The organism is Arthrobacter silvisoli, from assembly GCF_003369445.1.
GTDB lineage: Bacteria > Actinomycetota > Actinomycetes > Actinomycetales > Micrococcaceae > Arthrobacter > Arthrobacter silvisoli.
On the sequence record NZ_QRCU01000042.1, the window covers coordinates 1 to 15895 of the forward strand.

At 67.1% G+C, this 15895-nt stretch carries 18 protein-coding genes and 1 riboswitch; of the genes, 13 read left to right on the forward strand and 5 right to left on the reverse strand.

Translation table 11 applies throughout. From position 1 onward, the window contains the following. Positions 1-123: 123 nt before the first annotated feature. The 3 genes from DWV11_RS12600 to purU form a co-directional block, all read right to left on the reverse strand. Positions 124-642: a gamma carbonic anhydrase family protein gene (locus tag DWV11_RS12600; RefSeq protein ID WP_115789277.1), complete on the reverse strand. Its 519-nt coding sequence runs from the start codon at positions 640-642 to the stop codon at positions 124-126. A gap of 83 nt (positions 643-725) precedes the next feature. Continuing rightward, positions 726-1430 (reverse strand): class I SAM-dependent methyltransferase, encoded by a 705-nt coding sequence (locus tag DWV11_RS12605; RefSeq protein ID WP_115789278.1) that lies wholly within the window; start codon positions 1428-1430, stop codon positions 726-728. A 93-nt stretch (positions 1431-1523) separates the two neighbouring features. Next, the gene (purU, locus tag DWV11_RS12610; protein ID WP_115789279.1) at positions 1524-2384 is read right to left on the reverse strand and encodes a formyltetrahydrofolate deformylase; all 861 of its coding nucleotides are present in this window, start codon (positions 2382-2384) and stop codon (positions 1524-1526) included. A gap of 35 nt (positions 2385-2419) precedes the next feature. Continuing rightward, positions 2420-2505, forward strand: a riboswitch (ZMP/ZTP riboswitch). 125 nt (positions 2506-2630) lie between these two features. On the opposite strand from purU, the gene glyA reads away from it, so the two are divergent. Both glyA and DWV11_RS12620 read left to right on the forward strand, forming a co-directional pair. Further along, positions 2631-3926: a serine hydroxymethyltransferase gene (gene glyA / locus DWV11_RS12615; protein ID WP_115789280.1), complete on the forward strand. Its 1296-nt coding sequence runs from the start codon at positions 2631-2633 to the stop codon at positions 3924-3926. Between the two features lie 8 nt (positions 3927-3934). Then, complete coding sequence (locus tag DWV11_RS12620) at positions 3935-4828, forward strand: bifunctional methylenetetrahydrofolate dehydrogenase/methenyltetrahydrofolate cyclohydrolase (RefSeq protein ID WP_115789281.1); 894 nt, start codon at positions 3935-3937, stop codon at positions 4826-4828. 102 nt (positions 4829-4930) lie between these two features. Here the strand turns inward: DWV11_RS12620 and DWV11_RS12625 are convergent, their stop codons facing one another. Further along, the gene (locus tag DWV11_RS12625; protein WP_115789282.1) at positions 4931-5377 is read right to left on the reverse strand and encodes a CHRD domain-containing protein; all 447 of its coding nucleotides are present in this window, start codon (positions 5375-5377) and stop codon (positions 4931-4933) included. A 171-nt stretch (positions 5378-5548) separates the two neighbouring features. On the opposite strand from DWV11_RS12625, the gene DWV11_RS12630 reads away from it, so the two are divergent. From DWV11_RS12630 to DWV11_RS12680, 11 genes are all read left to right on the forward strand, one after another. Beyond that, positions 5549-6745 (forward strand): sensor histidine kinase, encoded by a 1197-nt coding sequence (locus DWV11_RS12630; protein ID WP_115789283.1) that lies wholly within the window; start codon positions 5549-5551, stop codon positions 6743-6745. Beyond that, positions 6742-7407, forward strand: coding sequence for a response regulator (locus DWV11_RS12635; RefSeq protein WP_115789284.1), 666 nt, complete (start codon positions 6742-6744; stop codon positions 7405-7407). The genes DWV11_RS12630 and DWV11_RS12635 overlap by 4 nt, the downstream gene beginning before the upstream one ends. Before the next feature lie 160 nt (positions 7408-7567). Continuing rightward, positions 7568-7834, forward strand: a complete 267-nt coding sequence (locus DWV11_RS12640) for an SHOCT domain-containing protein (RefSeq protein ID WP_115789317.1) — start codon at positions 7568-7570, stop codon at positions 7832-7834. Positions 7835-8020: 186 nt separating this feature from the next. Further along, positions 8021-8950, forward strand: a complete 930-nt coding sequence (locus DWV11_RS12645; RefSeq protein WP_115789285.1) for an ABC transporter ATP-binding protein — start codon at positions 8021-8023, stop codon at positions 8948-8950. After that, positions 8943-9806 carry an ABC transporter permease gene (locus DWV11_RS12650; RefSeq protein WP_245953612.1) on the forward strand — a complete coding sequence of 288 codons (864 nt, stop codon included), beginning with the start codon at positions 8943-8945 and terminating at the stop codon, positions 9804-9806. The genes DWV11_RS12645 and DWV11_RS12650 overlap by 8 nt, the downstream gene beginning before the upstream one ends. Next, positions 9803-10660: an ABC transporter permease gene (locus DWV11_RS12655; protein WP_115789286.1), complete on the forward strand. Its 858-nt coding sequence runs from the start codon at positions 9803-9805 to the stop codon at positions 10658-10660. The genes DWV11_RS12650 and DWV11_RS12655 overlap by 4 nt, the downstream gene beginning before the upstream one ends. 103 nt (positions 10661-10763) lie before the next feature. Beyond that, the gene (locus tag DWV11_RS12660) at positions 10764-11336 is read left to right on the forward strand and encodes a hypothetical protein (protein WP_115789287.1); all 573 of its coding nucleotides are present in this window, start codon (positions 10764-10766) and stop codon (positions 11334-11336) included. A gap of 9 nt (positions 11337-11345) precedes the next feature. Next, complete coding sequence (locus DWV11_RS12665; RefSeq protein ID WP_115789288.1) at positions 11346-12179, forward strand: exodeoxyribonuclease III; 834 nt, start codon at positions 11346-11348, stop codon at positions 12177-12179. A gap of 18 nt (positions 12180-12197) precedes the next feature. Further along, entirely contained in the window at positions 12198-13271 is a 1074-nt protein-coding gene (gene trpS / locus DWV11_RS12670) for a tryptophan--tRNA ligase (protein WP_115789289.1), read from the forward strand. A gap of 4 nt (positions 13272-13275) precedes the next feature. After that, positions 13276-14004: a 2'-5' RNA ligase family protein gene (locus DWV11_RS12675; RefSeq protein WP_115789290.1), complete on the forward strand. Its 729-nt coding sequence runs from the start codon at positions 13276-13278 to the stop codon at positions 14002-14004. Then, the gene (locus DWV11_RS12680; RefSeq protein ID WP_245953614.1) at positions 13886-15031 is read left to right on the forward strand and encodes a YihY/virulence factor BrkB family protein; all 1146 of its coding nucleotides are present in this window, start codon (positions 13886-13888) and stop codon (positions 15029-15031) included. The genes DWV11_RS12675 and DWV11_RS12680 overlap by 119 nt, the downstream gene beginning before the upstream one ends. Before the next feature lie 75 nt (positions 15032-15106). On the opposite strand, the gene DWV11_RS12685 is transcribed toward DWV11_RS12680, so the two are convergent. Next, entirely contained in the window at positions 15107-15871 is a 765-nt protein-coding gene (locus DWV11_RS12685; protein ID WP_115789291.1) for an alpha/beta hydrolase family protein, read from the reverse strand. Between the last annotated feature and the right edge of the window lie 24 nt (positions 15872-15895).

Consider the following 15895-nt stretch of genomic DNA (forward strand, 5'->3'; position numbering starts at 1 on the left):
TATCTCGCCCGATCGATCTACCGAACACTCAACGCGACAAACCCGAGCACCCGCGGGGCTTGACAGCTATAGAAGGGTCGGCGAAGGGCCGCCTCCGGGCGGACCCGACCACTTGTTTCGCGCTTAGGCGTGCATCTCCCGGTGCGCCGCCGCGAGCTCCACGTAGTGGGCTGCGTTGTGCTTGACGCCGTCGAATTCCTCGTCGCTGAGCTCCCGGCGGACTTTCGCCGGGACGCCGGCAACGAGGGAACGCGGCGGGATGACGCTGCCTTCGAGCACCACGGCGCCCGCGGCCACAAGGGAGCCGCTGCCGATCACCGCGCCGTTGAGGATGGTGGCGCTCATGCCGATCAGGCAGTCATCCTCCACGGTGCATCCGTGCACGACGGCGGAGTGGCCCACGCTGACCCGTTCGCCGACCGTGCAGGGGAAGCCGGGGTCGGCGTGCAGTACCACGTTGTCCTGCAGGTTCGAGCCTGCGCCCACGCTGATCGCGGCGGTGTCGGCGCGCACGGAGACGCCGTAGAAGGCGCTCGCGTTCTCGCCGAGGCTTGCCTTGCCGATGATCGAGGCGCTTGGGGCCACGAAAGCCGTTTCATGGATCTCCGGGGTGTCCCCGGCGAAGGTGTAAATGGGAGCCATGCAGGCAAGCCTAGCCGAGCGGGCCCACCCAACCGGGTCGCATTGTTGCCGTTACGGGCGCCCAAAACGCCAACTGCTGCGAGCTAGTCGGGCAGCGCTGGCGTCCGCAGCACCAGGAACTGATAGTGCTGTACCCACTGCCCGGCGCCTGGCCCGGATTCGGGGCCGACGCCTTCCGGCCACGTCTCGAAATGCTCCACCGTGCCATGCCGGCCGAAGATCTCCCGCACCGCAGCATCGCTGCGGCGGCTGAAGAAGCGCCGCGGTTCGATGTCGTCTTCCGGGTTCAGGACCTCTTCGTCCTCGCCTGACCAGAGCCCGACGGCGATCGGCGCACCCGGTCCGGTGACCCGCACGAGTTCGCGGACGACGTCGTCGATGGCGCTGTTGGGTACGTGCAGCAGGGTGCTCATCGACCACGCGGCGGGGAAGGCGGCGTCCGCGAACGGCAGCGCGCGGCCGCTGGCCACCGAGGCGTCCAGGCCCTTGGCGCGGGCGAGCCGGACGCTTTCCTCCGAGAGGTCCACGCCGCAGTAGTGCAGACCCGCCTGGACAAAGCCGAGCCCGTCGACGCCGGAACCGCAGCCGAGTTCCAGCAGGCCGTGCCGATGTTCGGACTTGAGGAAGGTGATGAACCATTCGCGGCAGGCCACCCGCCGCGGAGTCAGGGGCCGCGCATCCCGGGCAGCAGCCTCGCGGTTGTAGTACGTCGCCAGGTCCGTTTCGTAGCCGCCGGGTTCATGGCTGTTGCCGGGTTCATGGCCGCCGCGCAATGGTTCCCCGTCCATGGCTCAAGGGTAGACCTCCCCCTGCTGCCTCGCAGTTAAAGGCGTTTTGAGCCCCCAAACGACCTCAACTCCGAGTTACGTGGGGCAGCGCAGCTAGTTGAAGACGACCGTCCGGTTGCCGTCCAGCAGCACACGGTGTTCGGCGTGCCACTGCACGGCCTGCGCCAGGGTGCGGCCCTCCACGTCCCGGCCCATCTGCACGAACTGGGCGGCGGTGCGGGCGTGGTCCACCCGGATGACTTCCTGCTCGATGATCGGGCCCTCGTCCAGGTCCGCCGTGACGTAGTGGGCGGTGGCGCCGATCAGCTTCACGCCGCGGGCATGCGCCTGGTGGTACGGCTTGGCGCCCTTGAAGGACGGCAGGAACGAGTGGTGGATGTTGATGGCCTTGCCGTTGAGCTCGGTGCACAGCTCATTGGAGAGCACTTGCATGTAGCGGGCCAGCACGGTCAGTTCGATGTCGTGCTCCCTGATCAGCTTAAGCAGCTGCGCCTCGGCCTGCTGCTTGGTATCCGGGGTGACGGGAATGTGGTGGAAGGGGATGCCGTAGAACTCGGCGAGGCCTTCGAGGTCCCGGTGGTTCGAGACAATGGCCGGTACCTCAATGGGCAGGGTGCCGCTGCGCTGCTGGAAGAGGAGGTCGTTAAGGCAGTGGGCGTCCTTCGATCCCAGGATGAGGGTGCGCAGCTTCCGGCCCACGGGGTTGATGTCCCACTTCATGCCGAACTCGGCGGCCACCGGTTCCAGCGCCGCTGCCAGTTCTTCCTGCGTGGATGACGTGGTGGCTTCCACACGCATGAAGAAGTTCCCGGTGGTGGGGCTGCCGTACTGCTGGGAATCGGTGATGTTGCAGCCGGCCCCAAGCAGGGCGCCGGCAACGGCGTGCACGATTCCGGGCCGGTCCGGGCAGGACAGGGTCACAACAAAAGACGCGGGAAGGGTGGAGTCAATCACCTGACAAGCCTACCGTTGCGCGGCTGCTGTACTGTTAAGACCGTCGCGACTGGCGTTGGGTGGTGAACCACCAGGGAGCGGCACGGATGAAGACCACGGATCGTACGCCTGGGCCGAGGGTCATGTCTTACCTTTGGCCCTGCCGCGCCTCATTGCTTACGTAGTCCGTAATTATGAGTGACTCCGGATATGCCAGACGGTAGCCTGACCTGTGAGAAGTACCAGTTCCCTAGCCAGGAGATCTTTGTGTCGACCAACATCACCTCTGCGACTATCAGTAACCAGCCGCTTGCCGAACTCGATCCCGAGATCGCAGCCGTCCTGGAACAGGAACTCGGCCGCCAGCGCGGCACCCTGGAAATGATCGCCTCCGAAAACTTCGCTCCCCGTGCCGTCATGGAAGCACAGGGTTCCGTCCTCACCAACAAGTACGCCGAGGGCTACCCGGGCAAGCGCTACTACGGCGGCTGCGAATACGTCGACGTTGCCGAGCAGCTGGCCATCGACCGCGTCAAGGCCCTCTTCGGCGCCGAGTTCGCCAACGTCCAGCCGCACTCCGGCGCCCAGGCCAACGCCGCAGCCCTCTCCGCCCTGATCAACCCGGGCGACAAGATCCTGGGCCTCTCGCTGGCCCACGGCGGACACCTGACCCACGGCATGAAGCTGAACTTCTCCGGCAAGCTCTACCAGGTCGCCGCCTACCAGGTGGAAGAAGACACCTTCCGCGTGGACATGGACAAGCTCCGCGAGCAGGCCATCGCCGAAAAGCCGCAGGTCATTATCGCCGGCTGGTCCGCGTACCCGCGCCACCTGGATTTCGCCGCCTTCCGCTCCATCGCTGACGAGGTCGGCGCACTGCTCTGGACGGACATGGCCCACTTCGCCGGCCTCGTCGCAGCAGGCCTGCACCCGAGCCCGGTGCCGCACTCCGACGTCGTCACCTCCACCGTGCACAAGACCCTCGCCGGCCCGCGCTCCGGTGTGATCCTGGCCAAGGAGCAGTACGGCAAGAAGCTCAACTCCAACGTGTTCCCGGGCCAGCAGGGCGGCCCGCTGATGCACGTGATCGCCGCCAAGGCAGTGGCCTTCAAGATCGCCGCTGGCGAGGAGTTCAAGGAGCGCCAGCAGCGCGTCCTGGAAGGCGCCAAGATCATCGCCGAACGCCTCACCCAGCCGGACGTCGCCGACGCCGGCGTCTCGGTCCTCACGGGCGGCACGGACGTGCACCTGGTCCTGGTGGACCTGCGCAACTCGCAGCTGGACGGCCAGCAGGCCGAAGACCTCCTGCACTCGGTGGGCATCACGGTCAACCGCAACGCCGTGCCGTTCGATCCCCGCCCGCCGATGGTCACCTCCGGCCTGCGCATCGGCACTCCGGCCCTGGCCACCCGCGGCTTCGGCGCCGCAGAGTTTACCGAGGTTGCGGACATCATCGCCACCGCCCTCAAGGCCGGCTCCGCCACCAACGTTGAGGCCCTGCAGGCCCGCGTCGACAAGCTCGCCGCCGATTTCCCCCTTTACCCCGAGCACGAACAGTGGTGAACGCATCGATGGCACAGACCGCCAAGATCCTCGACGGCAAGGCAGCTTCCGCCTCCATCAAGGCCGAACTGACTGAACGCGTCGCCGCGCTCAAGGCCCGGGGCGTTACTCCGGGCATCGCCACGGTGCTGGTTGGCGCCGATCCGGCCTCGCAGCTGTACGTCGGCATGAAGCACAAGCAGTCCAAGGCGATCGGGATGAACTCGATCCAGAAGGAACTGCCGGCGGACGCGACCCAGGAACAGGTCGAGGCCCTCATCGACGAACTCAACGCGGACCCGTCCTGCCACGGCTACATCGTGCAGCTGCCGCTGCCGAAGCACCTGGACACGGACGCGATCCTCGAGCGCATCGACCCCGCCAAGGATGCTGACGGGCTTCACCCGACCAACCTCGGCAAGCTGGTGCTCAACGTCAACGGGCAGATCGACACGCCGCTTCCGTGCACGCCCCGCGGCGTGATCGAGCTGCTCCTGCGCAACGGCTACGAGCTCAAGGGCAAGCACGTCGTCGTCGTCGGCCGTGGCGTGACCATCGGGCGGCCGATGCCGCTCCTGCTCACGCGCCGTGAGGTCAACGCGACCGTGACGGTTGTCCACACAGGCACCCCGGACATGTCCAAGCACCTGCGCGAGGCAGACGTCATCGTGGCCGCGGCGGGCGTCAAGCACATCGTCAAGGCCGAAGACGTCAAGCCGGGCGCCGCGGTGCTCGACGTCGGCGTGACGCGCGAGGACGATCCCGAGGGCGGAAAGCCCAAGGTATTCGGCGACGTCGACCCGGCCGTGGCCGAGGTCGCGGGATACATTTCGCCGAACCCGGGCGGCGTGGGTCCGATGACCGTCGCGCTCCTCATGACCAATGTGGTCGAAGCAGCGGAGCGGGCAGCGGCCAAGGCCTGATCACCCAAGCAACCGGACGCACCGGTGTGCGTCCATCCGCCACGACGACGGCGGCAGCCACCCGGCTGCCGCCGTCGCCGTTTAAGGGAACTTGCGTCCGCCTTACTTCAGCTGCCCGCGGATCTCACCACCCGGGAAGTTCGGGGTGTGCACGTTGACGTAGTAGCTGCGGGGGCTGGCCACGATGGCCGCGAGGAGGGCGGGGTCGGCGGTGGTGCAGGCCTCCTGGGTCCAGGTGGTTCCGCTGCCCACGGTGAGGGGCACCACCACAGGCCCGGCGACGCCGCGCGGAGCGAGGTGGATGTGGGCGGCGAGCGCCGGGAGCGACAAGTTGCGTGCCGTGAGCGTGTAGCAGAGTTCCCCGCCGCTTATCGTGTAGCTGAAGAAGCCGCTGGCCCCGGTGTTTGAGCCCGTCGTCTCCTGCTCGGTGTTCAGCGGGATGGCAGGAACCCCTCCGGGATTCGCGGTGGCGACACCGGCACCTCCGGCTGCCAGGGCGGCGACGACGCCCAGCACGGCGAGTGGTTTGAGTGTGCGGATTGCTGGCATTTCTGGTCCTCCTTGAAGACAAGCACTGTTGTTCAGCGGAAGTCCCCCAACGTTGACCACGGTACGCCCGGCCGGGGCCGGACAACAGGGACACCGCCTACTCCCGGGGGAGTAGGCCGTTTGCTCCCTGAACCGGACGACGCCGCAGGCCGCGGGGGCTAGGCTCGGAGCATGCAGCGCGGTTTCAGCGGCGGGCACGGTTTCCACCAGGGTCCGGGACCCGGCAGGCGCAAGGGGCCGCCCACGTCCTTCATCGCCATCTCCGTGGCCCTGATCCAAGTGATAGGGACGGTCTTCGCCGCCAGCCACCAGGAGAACGCCCGGCCCTTGGATGCGCCTGCCTTCGTGCTGCTCCTTGCCGGCCCCGCCGCGCTGCTGCTGCGGCGCCGGATGCCGGTGCTGATGCTGCCCCTGACCTTCGCCGCAGCCCTTGCCTACCTCCTGGCCGGTTACCCATGGGGCCCTGTGGTGGTGTCCTTCGCGGTGTCGCTGCTGCTGAGCGCCGCCGCGGGCCTGAGCTGGCTGGCCTGGCTGGGCGCCGGCGCCGCCGCCCTCACCGTGCTGCTCTGGTCTGTCCTCGGCGGCGACGAGGCCTGGCCGCTGCGCTCCGCCGCCGCCGCGGCCTGGGCCGCCATCCTGGTCCTGCTCGGTGAGGGGTTCCGGCGGCGCAGGGAGCAGATCGCCGAGTACCGGCGCCGGCGTGCGGCAGCAGAGCAGGCCGAGCGGGACGAATACCGGCTCACCCTGGCCCGGGACATCCACGACGTCGTGGCCCATTCACTGTCCATGATCAACGTCCAGGCCTCCGTGGCGCTGCACCTGGGCACAAACGAACCCGAACGGCTCCGCCCGGCACTGGAGGCCATCAAAGCCGCCAGCAAGGAATCCCTCGCGGAAGTCCGGCAGTTGCTCGGCGTGCTGCGCGACGATGCCCCGCTGCATCCCGGTACGCGACCGGGGCTGGCCCGCATCCCGGAACTGGTGGAGCACGCACGGCTGGCCGGGCTGCGGGTGGAGCTGGCCAACGCGGTGGACCCGGCAACGGTGCGCGAACAGCAGCAGGAAGCGGCCTTCCGGGTGGTCCAGGAAGCGCTGAGCAACGTCCGCCGGCACTCCGGTGCGGTGTCCGCCGTCGTACGCCTTGCGGTTGCCGGGAACACGCTGGAGGTGACGGTCGACGACGACGGCACGGGCCTGGATTGGTCAAAGCAGGGCGGAGCGGAACCCGGCAACGGGCTCACCGGGATGCGGGAGCGGGTGGAAGCACTGGGTGGCAGCCTCGCCCTGCTGCCGCTGGACGGTCCCCCGCCGAACAGAGGCCTGCGGGTCGAGGCAAGGATTCCCCTGCGAGAGGCGGCCGGACCATGATCCGCATCCTGCTGGCCGACGACCAGACCCTCATTCGTGCCGGGTTCCGGGCCCTGCTTGACGCCGAGCCGGACATGCAGGTGGTGGGCGAGGCCGGGACCGGGAGGGACGCCCTCCGGCTGGCCGTGCGGGAGGCGCCGGACGTGGTCCTGATGGACATCCGGATGCCCGACGGCGACGGCCTGGATGCCACCCGCCGGATCATGGCGGAGCCGCGCCTGGCCGGGACCCGGATCATCATCCTCACCACCTTCGAGCTTGACGAATACATCGCCGAAGCCGTCCGTGCCGGCGCCGCCGGCTTCCTGCTCAAGGACACTGAACCGGCCGAACTGATCCGGGCCGTGCGCGTGGTGCACGACGGCGACGCCCTCCTTTCGCCTTCGGTGACCCGTCGCATCATGGCCCAGCTGGCCGTGCACAGCCGGGCGGCCGCGGAACCGGTGGCGCTGGAACAGATCACCGGGCGGGAGCGGGAAGTCCTGGCCTTGGTGGGCGAAGGGCTGAACAACGCCGAGATCGCCGAGCGGCTCTTCATCACCCCGCTCACCGCGAAGACCCACGTCTCGCGGATCATGAGCAAGCTCATGGTGCGTGACCGCGCCCAGTTGGTGGTGCTGGCCTACGAATCGGGCCTGGTCCGGCCCGGCTGGAGCAGTTGAAGTATTCCGGGGCCTCCCGGTGGAGTAGGCGCCGGATCCGGATTGCCTCCCTGGGGCAGACGTTTCCGGGCGACCCGGAAAACAGACTGGATACAGAGCCGGAACAGGCTTGGACGGCCCGGAGGACCCGGGCCCGACCGCCAAGAGTTTGGACCCTGACATGTTGACATCACTGAACGCCCTCGTCGCAGCCCACGGGCCATGGGACGGAGGCGGCTTCTGGCCATTTTTCCTGCTGATTCCGCTCTTCTGGATCCTGGTGATCGGCTTCTTCATCTTCTTCGCCCGCCGCAGCTGGCGGCACAACCACCACTGGGCCGCCGCCCAGGGAGCCGAAGGCGTGCTGCGCGAACGGTACGCACGGGGTGAAATCGACGAGACCGAATACCGCCAGCGCCTGGAAGTCCTGCGCGCGAATCCGAAGTAGCGGGGTAGCGGTGTTGGGCCCACGCCGCCCGGGTTCCCTGGCCGCAGCGAAGCCAGGCCAGGGAGGCGGTGGGGATTGTTCCAGAAAGTTGTGCAATAGCTCTTTCACGTTTTTCCCGGCTCAACTAGGGTGCTGAGGGTGCACAATGAAGCCACCCGTTCCGCAACCACTCCAGCAAGCGCCCAGATGAACCCTGATGCAGTGATCAGCGCCGAGCAACTGCGCAAGAACTACGGCGACGTCGCCGCCGTCGACGGCATTTCCTTCGAGGTGCCGGCGGGGGAGTCGTTCGGTCTCCTCGGCCCGAACGGCGCGGGCAAGTCCACCACCATGAAGATGATCGGCGGCGTTTCGCAGCGTACTTCCGGGAAGCTGAGCATCATGGGCCTGGACCCGGACGTCAACGGCCCGGAAGTCCGGGCGCACCTGGGCGTGGTGCCGCAGCAGGACAACCTGGATGAAGAACTCAAAGTCCGCGAGAACCTGATCGTCTACGGCCGCTACTTCGGCCTGCCGCTGAGTTACCTGCGACCCAAAGCGGACGAACTGTTGGAGTTCGCGCAGCTGACGGACAAAGCCAAGTCCCGCGTGGACGCGCTCTCCGGCGGCATGAAGCGGCGGCTCACCATCGCGCGCTCGCTGATCAACGAGCCCAAGATCCTGCTCCTGGACGAGCCCACCACGGGACTCGACCCGCAGGCCCGGCACATCCTCTGGGACCGGCTCTTCCGGCTCAAGGAACAAGGCGTCACCCTGATCCTCACCACCCACTACATGGACGAGGCCGAGCAGCTGTGCGACCGGCTGATCGTGGTGGACAAGGGCCGGATCATGGCCGAGGGCTCGCCCGCCTCCCTGATCCGGGAACACTCCACGCGCGAGGTCCTCGAGCTGCGCTTTGGTTCCGAGCGCAACGCCACCATCGGCGCCGAACTCCAGGGCGTCGGCGAACGCCTGGAAACCCTGCCGGACCGGGTACTGATCTACGCCGAGGACGGCGAAACGGCCCTCGAGCAGGTCTCCGCCCGCGGCCTGCACCCGCTGACCTCCCTGGTGCGCCGCTCCTCCTTGGAGGACGTCTTCCTCCGGCTGACCGGACGGAGCCTCGTTGACTAACGGAACGGACAAGCAGCTTCCGACGGCGGACCCCGGCCTGCGCGCCCACGCGCCTGCCGTCTCGGCCGCCCGGGCCCGGCGTTGGGGCTCCTTCTTCTACGCGGAGCAGGTGCTGCGCGTGATGCGCGGCTACTCCTGGTCCTTCATCATGTACAGCATCGCCCAGCCGGCGGCCTACCTCTTCGCCATGGGCGTCGGCCTGGCCACCCTCGTGGACGCCAACGGGGCGGCGGCGTTCGGCGGCGTGAGCTACCTGCAGTTCATCGCACCCGCGCTCATCGTCTCGGCAGCGGTCATGACGGCGTCGGGCGAGTTCTCGTACCCGATCATGGACGGCTTCAAATGGCGCCGCGTTTTCTACGGCCCGCACGCCTCGCCGCTGGTGCCGCAGCAGATCGCCGCGGGCCACGTGATCGCCGTGACCCTCAAGTTCCTGGTGCAGTCCGTGGCCTACTTCATCATTGTGGCGCTCTTCAATGGATCGCCCGGGGCCTGGGGCTGGATATGCGCCCTGGTGGCAACGCTGGCCGGTCTCTCTTTCGGGCTGCCGCTCATGGCCTACGCCTCCAGCATCACCAAGGACAGCGGCCAGTTCGCCCTCGTGCAGCGCTTCATCGTGGTCCCGCTGTTCTTGTTCTCCGGAACGTTCTTCCCCTTGGATTCCCTGCCCCTTGCCGTGCGCTGGATCGGCTGGATCTCCCCGGTGTGGCACGGCACGGAGCTGGGCCGCATGTTCACCTACGGCATGGAGGAGAGCCCGGTGCTCACCGTGGTCCACGTGCTCTACCTGGTGGCCGCGGCCGCAGCCGGCTGGGTCCTGACCCGCCGGCAGTTCGTGAAAAGGATGGGCCAATGAGCGAGGTTGCAGCAGGGCAAGGCAATACCCCTGGTGGCCCGCACAGCGTCACCGAAGCTGCCCGGCAGCGCAAGTTCGGTGCCCTCTATTCACGCAACGTCCAGGCCGTCGTTGCGCGCGGGCTCATGGCCGCCAAGAGCAGCACCTGGCTGATCCTGGTCTCCGGGTTCTTCGAGCCGGTGCTGTACCTCATCGCCATGGGTGTGGGGCTCGGCACGATCGTGGGCGACGTGGAAGGCCCCGGCGGGCAGATGATCAGCTATGCGGCCTACATCGCGCCGGCATTGCTGGCGGTTTCCGCGATGAACGGCGCCGTTTACGACTCCACCTGGAATGTCTTCTTCAAGATGAACTTCGCCAAGCTGTACCAGGGCATGCTCTACACCTCGCTGGGCCCGCTGGACGTGGCCATGGGCGAGATCTTCCTGGCGCTGCTGCGCGGGCTCCTCTACGCGACGGGATTCACCGCAGTGATGGGCGTGATGGGACTGCTCACCACGTTCTGGGCCGTGCTGATGATCCCGGCGTCGCTGCTGATCGCGTTCGGCTTCGCGAGCCTGGGCATGGGCATCACCAGCTTCATGAAGACCTTCCAGCAGATGGACTGGATCAACTTCTTCATGCTGCCGATGTTCCTGTTCAGTGCCACGTTCTACCCCTTGAGCGTCTACCCGGAAAGCATCCAGTGGCTCATCCAGGCCATGCCTCTCTGGCACGGCGTGGAACTGCTGCGGCAGATCAGCGTGGGCGCCTTCAGCCCCGCTACCGGGCTCCACATCGGCTACTACCTGGTGATGATCGTCGTCGGTGTCGCCCTCACCACGGGGCGGCTGCGCAAGCTGTTCCTGAAGTAGGTGCCTACCGGGGAGGCTGAGGCCGCCCGCGGCCGATGGACCGCCGTGTTCGCCGGAGGTGGAAGCGGGCAGGATGGCCCGCGGAGTTTGCGACAATAGGGGAATGCAATCTCTTGGCGACTCTCCGTCTTCCGTCCCATCCCAGTCCCCGGCGCAGGGCCTGTTCAAGGGCTTCCGCATCGGCGGGCTTGGCATGACAGTGGTGCTCATCGCGTTCCTGGTGGCCGTGATCTTCGCTGCCAACCAGAACGACGTGGTGGGCTGGATTGTCGCCGTCATCTCACTCGGCTGGCTGCTCCTTGCCGCCTTCGTGGTGTTCAGCATCCAGAAGGCCGCCCGCAGGGCCAGCCAGAAGTTCACCGAGGCGCAGAACGCCTTCAATGCCGCCACCGGCCGGGCGCCGTCGTCGTCGAGCGCTGACCACGGAGGCACCCGGGTGGTGTCCGAACGCAGCGAAGCCGACGACATCCGTGACCTCAAGCTGGACCACTCCTTCAAGATCGTCCAGGTCCAGGTGCGTGTGATCGAGGACGAGCGGGCCAAGGGCGAGGCAGCCAACCAGGACACCATCAACCGGGCCTTGGAGACCATCGCCATCACGTCCTCCAACGCCCGGGACATGATCAAGACGCCCGGCGATTCCGGGGAGCCCGTGACCGGCACCATCATCGATTAGAGTAGGCGGGTGAGCTTGGCATTGAAGAAGGATTTCCTTCGCATCGCAACGGTCAACGTCAACGGCCTCCGCGCCGCCTACCGCAAGGGCATGGCTGAATGGCTGGAACCCCGCGAGGTGGACATCCTGTGCATGCAGGAAGTCAGGGCGCCTGATGCCATTGTCCGCGAGCTGATCGGCGAGGGCTGGCACATCCTGCACGCCGAAGCCGAGGCGAAGGGCCGCGCCGGCGTGGCCATCGCCTCCCGGCAGGAACCCGTGGCCACTCGCGTGGGCATCGGCGACGACTACTTCGCCACCGCGGGCCGCTGGGTCGAGGCCGATTACGCGGTGAAGACCTCCACCGGAGAGGACAGCGCCCTCACCGTTGTCAGCGCCTACGTGCACTCCGGCGAAGTGGACACCCCCAAGCAGGTGGACAAGTACCGTTTCCTGGACGTCATGATCAAGCGCCTGCCGGAACTGGCCAAGCACAGCGATCACGCCCTCGTGGTGGGCGACCTCAACGTGGGCCACACCGAGTTTGATATCAAGAACTGGAAGGGCAACACGAAGCGGGCGGGCTTCCTCCTCGAGGAACGTGCCTACTTCGACCGCTTCTTCGGCGAGGAAATCGGTTGGAGGGATGTCCACAGGGGCCTGGCGGGAGCCATTGACGGCCCCTACACGTGGTGGTCCCAGCGCGGCAAGGCCTTCGATACCGACACAGGCTGGCGCATCGACTATCACATGGCCACCCCGGGGCTCGCCGACGCCGCTGTTGTGGCGGTCGTGGACCGGGCTGCGTCCTATGACACCCGCTTCTCCGACCATGCCCCGCTGGTAGTGGACTACCGGCTCTAAGCTCCCGAAAGTTCTTCCATGACAAGCTCCACGACTGAAACCGTTGCCGTGCCCGCAACGTCCACCAAACTCGCCGCAGGCCAGAAGCACCGCGTGCTCTCCGGCATGCAGCCCTCCGCCGATTCCCTGCACCTGGGCAACTACATCGGGGCCCTGGTCAACTGGGTCCGGATGCAGGACGAGTACGATGCCATCTTCTTCATCCCGGACCTGCACGCCATCACAGTGCCGCAGGATCCCGCCGAGCTCGCCCACCGCACCCGGGTGACCGCGGCGCAGTACATCGCCGGCGGCGTGGACGTGGACAAGTGCACCTTGTTCGTCCAGTCGCAGGTGCCCGAACATGCCCAGCTGGCGTGGGTGCTGAACTGCATCACCGGATTCGGTGAGGCCTCCCGGATGACCCAGTTCAAGGACAAGGCCCAGAAGCAGGGCACGGACCAGGCAAGCGTCGGGCTGTTCACCTATCCGATCCTGCAGGCCGCGGACATCCTGCTCTACCAGCCGCACGGAGTTCCCGTGGGCGAAGATCAGCGCCAGCATGTCGAGCTCAGCCGGGACCTGGCCAACCGGTTCAACTCCCGTTTCGGCGAGACCTTCCAGGTTCCGGAGGCCTTCATCCAGAAGGAATCGGCCAAGATCTACGACCTGCAGAACCCCACCGCGAAGATGTCCAAGTCCGCGGAGTCTCCCGCAGGCCTGATCAACCTGCTGGACGATCCGAAGACCACCGCCAAGCGCATCAAGTCCGCCGTGACGGACACCGAGACGGAAATCCGCTTCGACCGCGAGGCCAAGCCCGGGATCTCCAACCTGCTCACCATCTACTCCACCATCAGTGGACAGCCGGTGGAGAAGATCGTGGCGGACTACCAAGGCAAGATGTACGGACACCTGAAGGTGGACCTCGCCGAACTGGTCACCAACCACCTCACCCCGATCCGGGAGCGGGCACAGGAACTCCTGGCGGACCCGGCAGAACTGGACCGCCTCCTGGCCCACGGCGCGGACAAGGCCCGCGAGATTGCCTCGGCCACGCTCGCCGATGTCTACGCGAAGGTTGGTTTCCTGCCGTACGGCGGAGCCCGCTAGGCCGATGCGTCCTGCCAGCAAGCTCACGGCCGAGGCCGGTTCCCGCACCAGGGGAACCGGCCCGGCCGAGGATGCCCTGGCAGCGAAAGACGAGCCGGAAGGCGTCGGCGACGGGGGGAACCCGAGCGTCGGCGTCATCCTGGGCTTCCCGGCGGACATCGCCGCGGAACTCCAGCGGTGGCGGGCGTCCTTCGGCGACCCCATGGCCGAAGTCATCCCGGCGCACATCACCCTGGTCACCACCACGCCGGCCCACGACTGGGAAGCCACCACCCGCCACGTCCGCAGCATCGCCGGCCGCCAGGCCCCGTTCACGGTCACTATCTCCGGTACCGGCTCTTTCCGGCCCGTTTCCCCGGTGGTGTTCCTGAAGGTCGAGGACGGCTTCGGCGAGTGCGTCAGCCTGCACGAACAACTGCAAAGCGGCCCGCTGGAACGCGACCTTCCCTTCCCGTACCACCCGCACGTCACCGTCGCCCACGACGTCGCCCCCGAGAACCTCGACGAAGCCGAATCCGTGCTGAAGGACTACAGCGCCACCTTCCCTGTGGCTAGCATGGGACTCTACGAGCACGACAGCAACGGAATCTGGCAGCTACGGGAAGAATTCGACTTTGGCGGCGATACTGACGAAGCAGAAACTGACCAAGCGGCGACTGACCAAAGGGCGCGCGTCCAAACACCTGCCGCATCACACGAAGAGCCTTCACGGCAAGCCCACGAACGGGGCTGAGGATCCGCCGTCGCCCGCGGAACTTGCCAAGCTCAAACTGGTCCTGATCCAGCGCAGGCTTGAATGGGGCAAGGCCCGGCGCTCCGGGCAGGGAATCGCGGCCCGGCAGCTCGCGCTCCTGCAGCTCCTGCTGGCCCGGCTCAATGTATTCCGGCCCATGCGCGTCTGGCAGCATTACAACCTGGCCCACGGACCGCTGATGAGCGCGGGAATCGGCTTCACCATGTTCTTTTCGATCACCGGCCTCCTGGCCACGGGTTTCTCCATTGCCGGCCTGGTGCTCGCCGGGCAGCCTGCCCTCGTGGACGCCGTGGTCGCGAGCGTCGCCAAGAGCGCCCCGGGCCTGTTGAAGGTCGACGGCGGCCAAGGTCTCGTTGACCCGCACGAACTGCTCAATCCGGGCGGGCTCGGCCTCACCGCAGTCATTGCCGCCGCCGTCACCGTGTTCACCTCGCTCGGATGGATCGCGAGCATGCGCGACGGCCTCCGCGGCGTGGTGGACCTGCCTCCGCTGAAGCGGAACCCCGTTCTGCTGAAACTGTCCGACGCCGGCACCCTTCTGTTGCTGGGCGTGGCACTGATTGCCAGTTCGGGTGTTTCGCTCGTCTTTGGTACCGCGGCAGACTGGTTCATCGGCCTGTTGAACCTGGACGCGCGGGTTGCCGGTCCCAGCGCGGGGGCCGTGAAGCTGGTGGTGCCGCTGCTGCTGAACTGGGCCACGGCCGTGGTGATGTTCCGGCTGGCCGGCGGCCTGCGCCTGCCCAGGCGCGCATTCCTGGAAGGGACAGTCCTGGCCGCCGTGGGGACCACGGTGCTGCAGGTCTTCAGCACCGAGCTGCTGGCCCGCGCCGGCCAGAATCCCATCCTGGCGCCGTTTGCCATCATCATCGGCCTGCTGATCTGGTTCAACCTCGTCAGCCAGGTCTACCTGCTTTCAGCCTCCTGGTCCGCCATCCGGAACGCGGACCTTAGCGCCACGGAGCACAGGAAGGCCCAGACCCTCGGCTCGCGGCCGGTGCGGCTCTAGGCCGCCAGGCCGCTGGGCCCACGCCGCCCGGGTTCCCTGGCCACAGCGAAGCGGAGGTCAGGGAGGCGGTGGGGACTAGCTGTCCAGGTACTGCCCGGCCCACGCGGAGATAATCCGCGCCACCCGTGCCGCCTGTCCCTTGCCGGTGAGCAGGTGTTCCGTGCCTTCGAGGAAGACGAAGCTGCGCGGGTGCCGGGCGGTCTGGAAGATCTCGCTGGCGTTCTCAATGCCCACGGTGTTGTCGGTGGGGGAGTGCAGCACCATCAAGGGACGGTGCAGGGTGCGGATGCAGTCGCGCAGGTCTGCCTTCTCGATGTCCTCCACGAAGTGCCGCCGGATTTCCCTGCGGCGGCCGCCCAGGTTCACCTCGGCACTGCCTTCGTTGAGGATGGTGTCCACCTCGGCGTCGAACATGTGCTCCACGTGCTTCGGCTGGAACGGCGCGGCGACAGTGGCCACCGCCGCGACTTCCGGCAGGCTGCCGGCGGCCGCCAGTACCGCCGCGCCGCCAAAGGAGTGCCCCACCAGCAGCGAGATCGTCTTGTCCTGGCTGCGCATGAACTCCGCAGCCTTGATGGTGTCCGCCACCTTGACGCTGAACGAACCGTCCGACCAGTCCCCGGCCGAATCGCCCAGGCCCAGGTTGTCGAAGCGCAGCATGCCCACACCCTGCTCGGCCAGGCCCTTGCAGATGCGCGACGCGGACGGGCTGTCCTTGCCGAGGGTCAAGCCGTGCGAGAAGAGGCCCCAGCCACGCACCGGGCCTTCGGGGACGTCCAGGATGCCGGCCAACTGGGCGCCGGTGCTGCCTTCGAAACTGACCTTCACGGATGTGGACACCTGTCCGCCTTTCGTTGTCCCGCC

Bases quoted from the DNA above. Each gene is read 5' to 3' on its own strand.
- DWV11_RS12630 (WP_115789283.1), top strand. From the start codon at position 5,549: ATGCAGCGCGGTTTCAGCGGCGGGCACGGTTTCCACCAGGGTCCGGGA.
- DWV11_RS12605 (WP_115789278.1), bottom strand. From the start codon at position 1,430: ATGGACGGGGAACCATTGCGCGGCGGCCATGAACCCGGCAACAGCCAT.
- DWV11_RS12625 (WP_115789282.1), bottom strand. From the start codon at position 5,377: ATGCCAGCAATCCGCACACTCAAACCACTCGCCGTGCTGGGCGTCGTC.
- DWV11_RS12660 (WP_115789287.1), top strand. From the start codon at position 10,764: ATGCAATCTCTTGGCGACTCTCCGTCTTCCGTCCCATCCCAGTCCCCG.
- DWV11_RS12620 (WP_115789281.1), top strand. From the start codon at position 3,935: ATGGCACAGACCGCCAAGATCCTCGACGGCAAGGCAGCTTCCGCCTCC.
- DWV11_RS12600 (WP_115789277.1), bottom strand. From the start codon at position 642: ATGGCTCCCATTTACACCTTCGCCGGGGACACCCCGGAGATCCATGAA.
- DWV11_RS12675 (WP_115789290.1), top strand. From the start codon at position 13,276: ATGCGTCCTGCCAGCAAGCTCACGGCCGAGGCCGGTTCCCGCACCAGG.
- DWV11_RS12635 (WP_115789284.1), top strand. From the start codon at position 6,742: ATGATCCGCATCCTGCTGGCCGACGACCAGACCCTCATTCGTGCCGGG.
- DWV11_RS12640 (WP_115789317.1), top strand. From the start codon at position 7,568: ATGTTGACATCACTGAACGCCCTCGTCGCAGCCCACGGGCCATGGGAC.
- trpS (WP_115789289.1), top strand. From the start codon at position 12,198: ATGACAAGCTCCACGACTGAAACCGTTGCCGTGCCCGCAACGTCCACC.
- DWV11_RS12645 (WP_115789285.1), top strand. From the start codon at position 8,021: ATGAACCCTGATGCAGTGATCAGCGCCGAGCAACTGCGCAAGAACTAC.
- DWV11_RS12655 (WP_115789286.1), top strand. From the start codon at position 9,803: ATGAGCGAGGTTGCAGCAGGGCAAGGCAATACCCCTGGTGGCCCGCAC.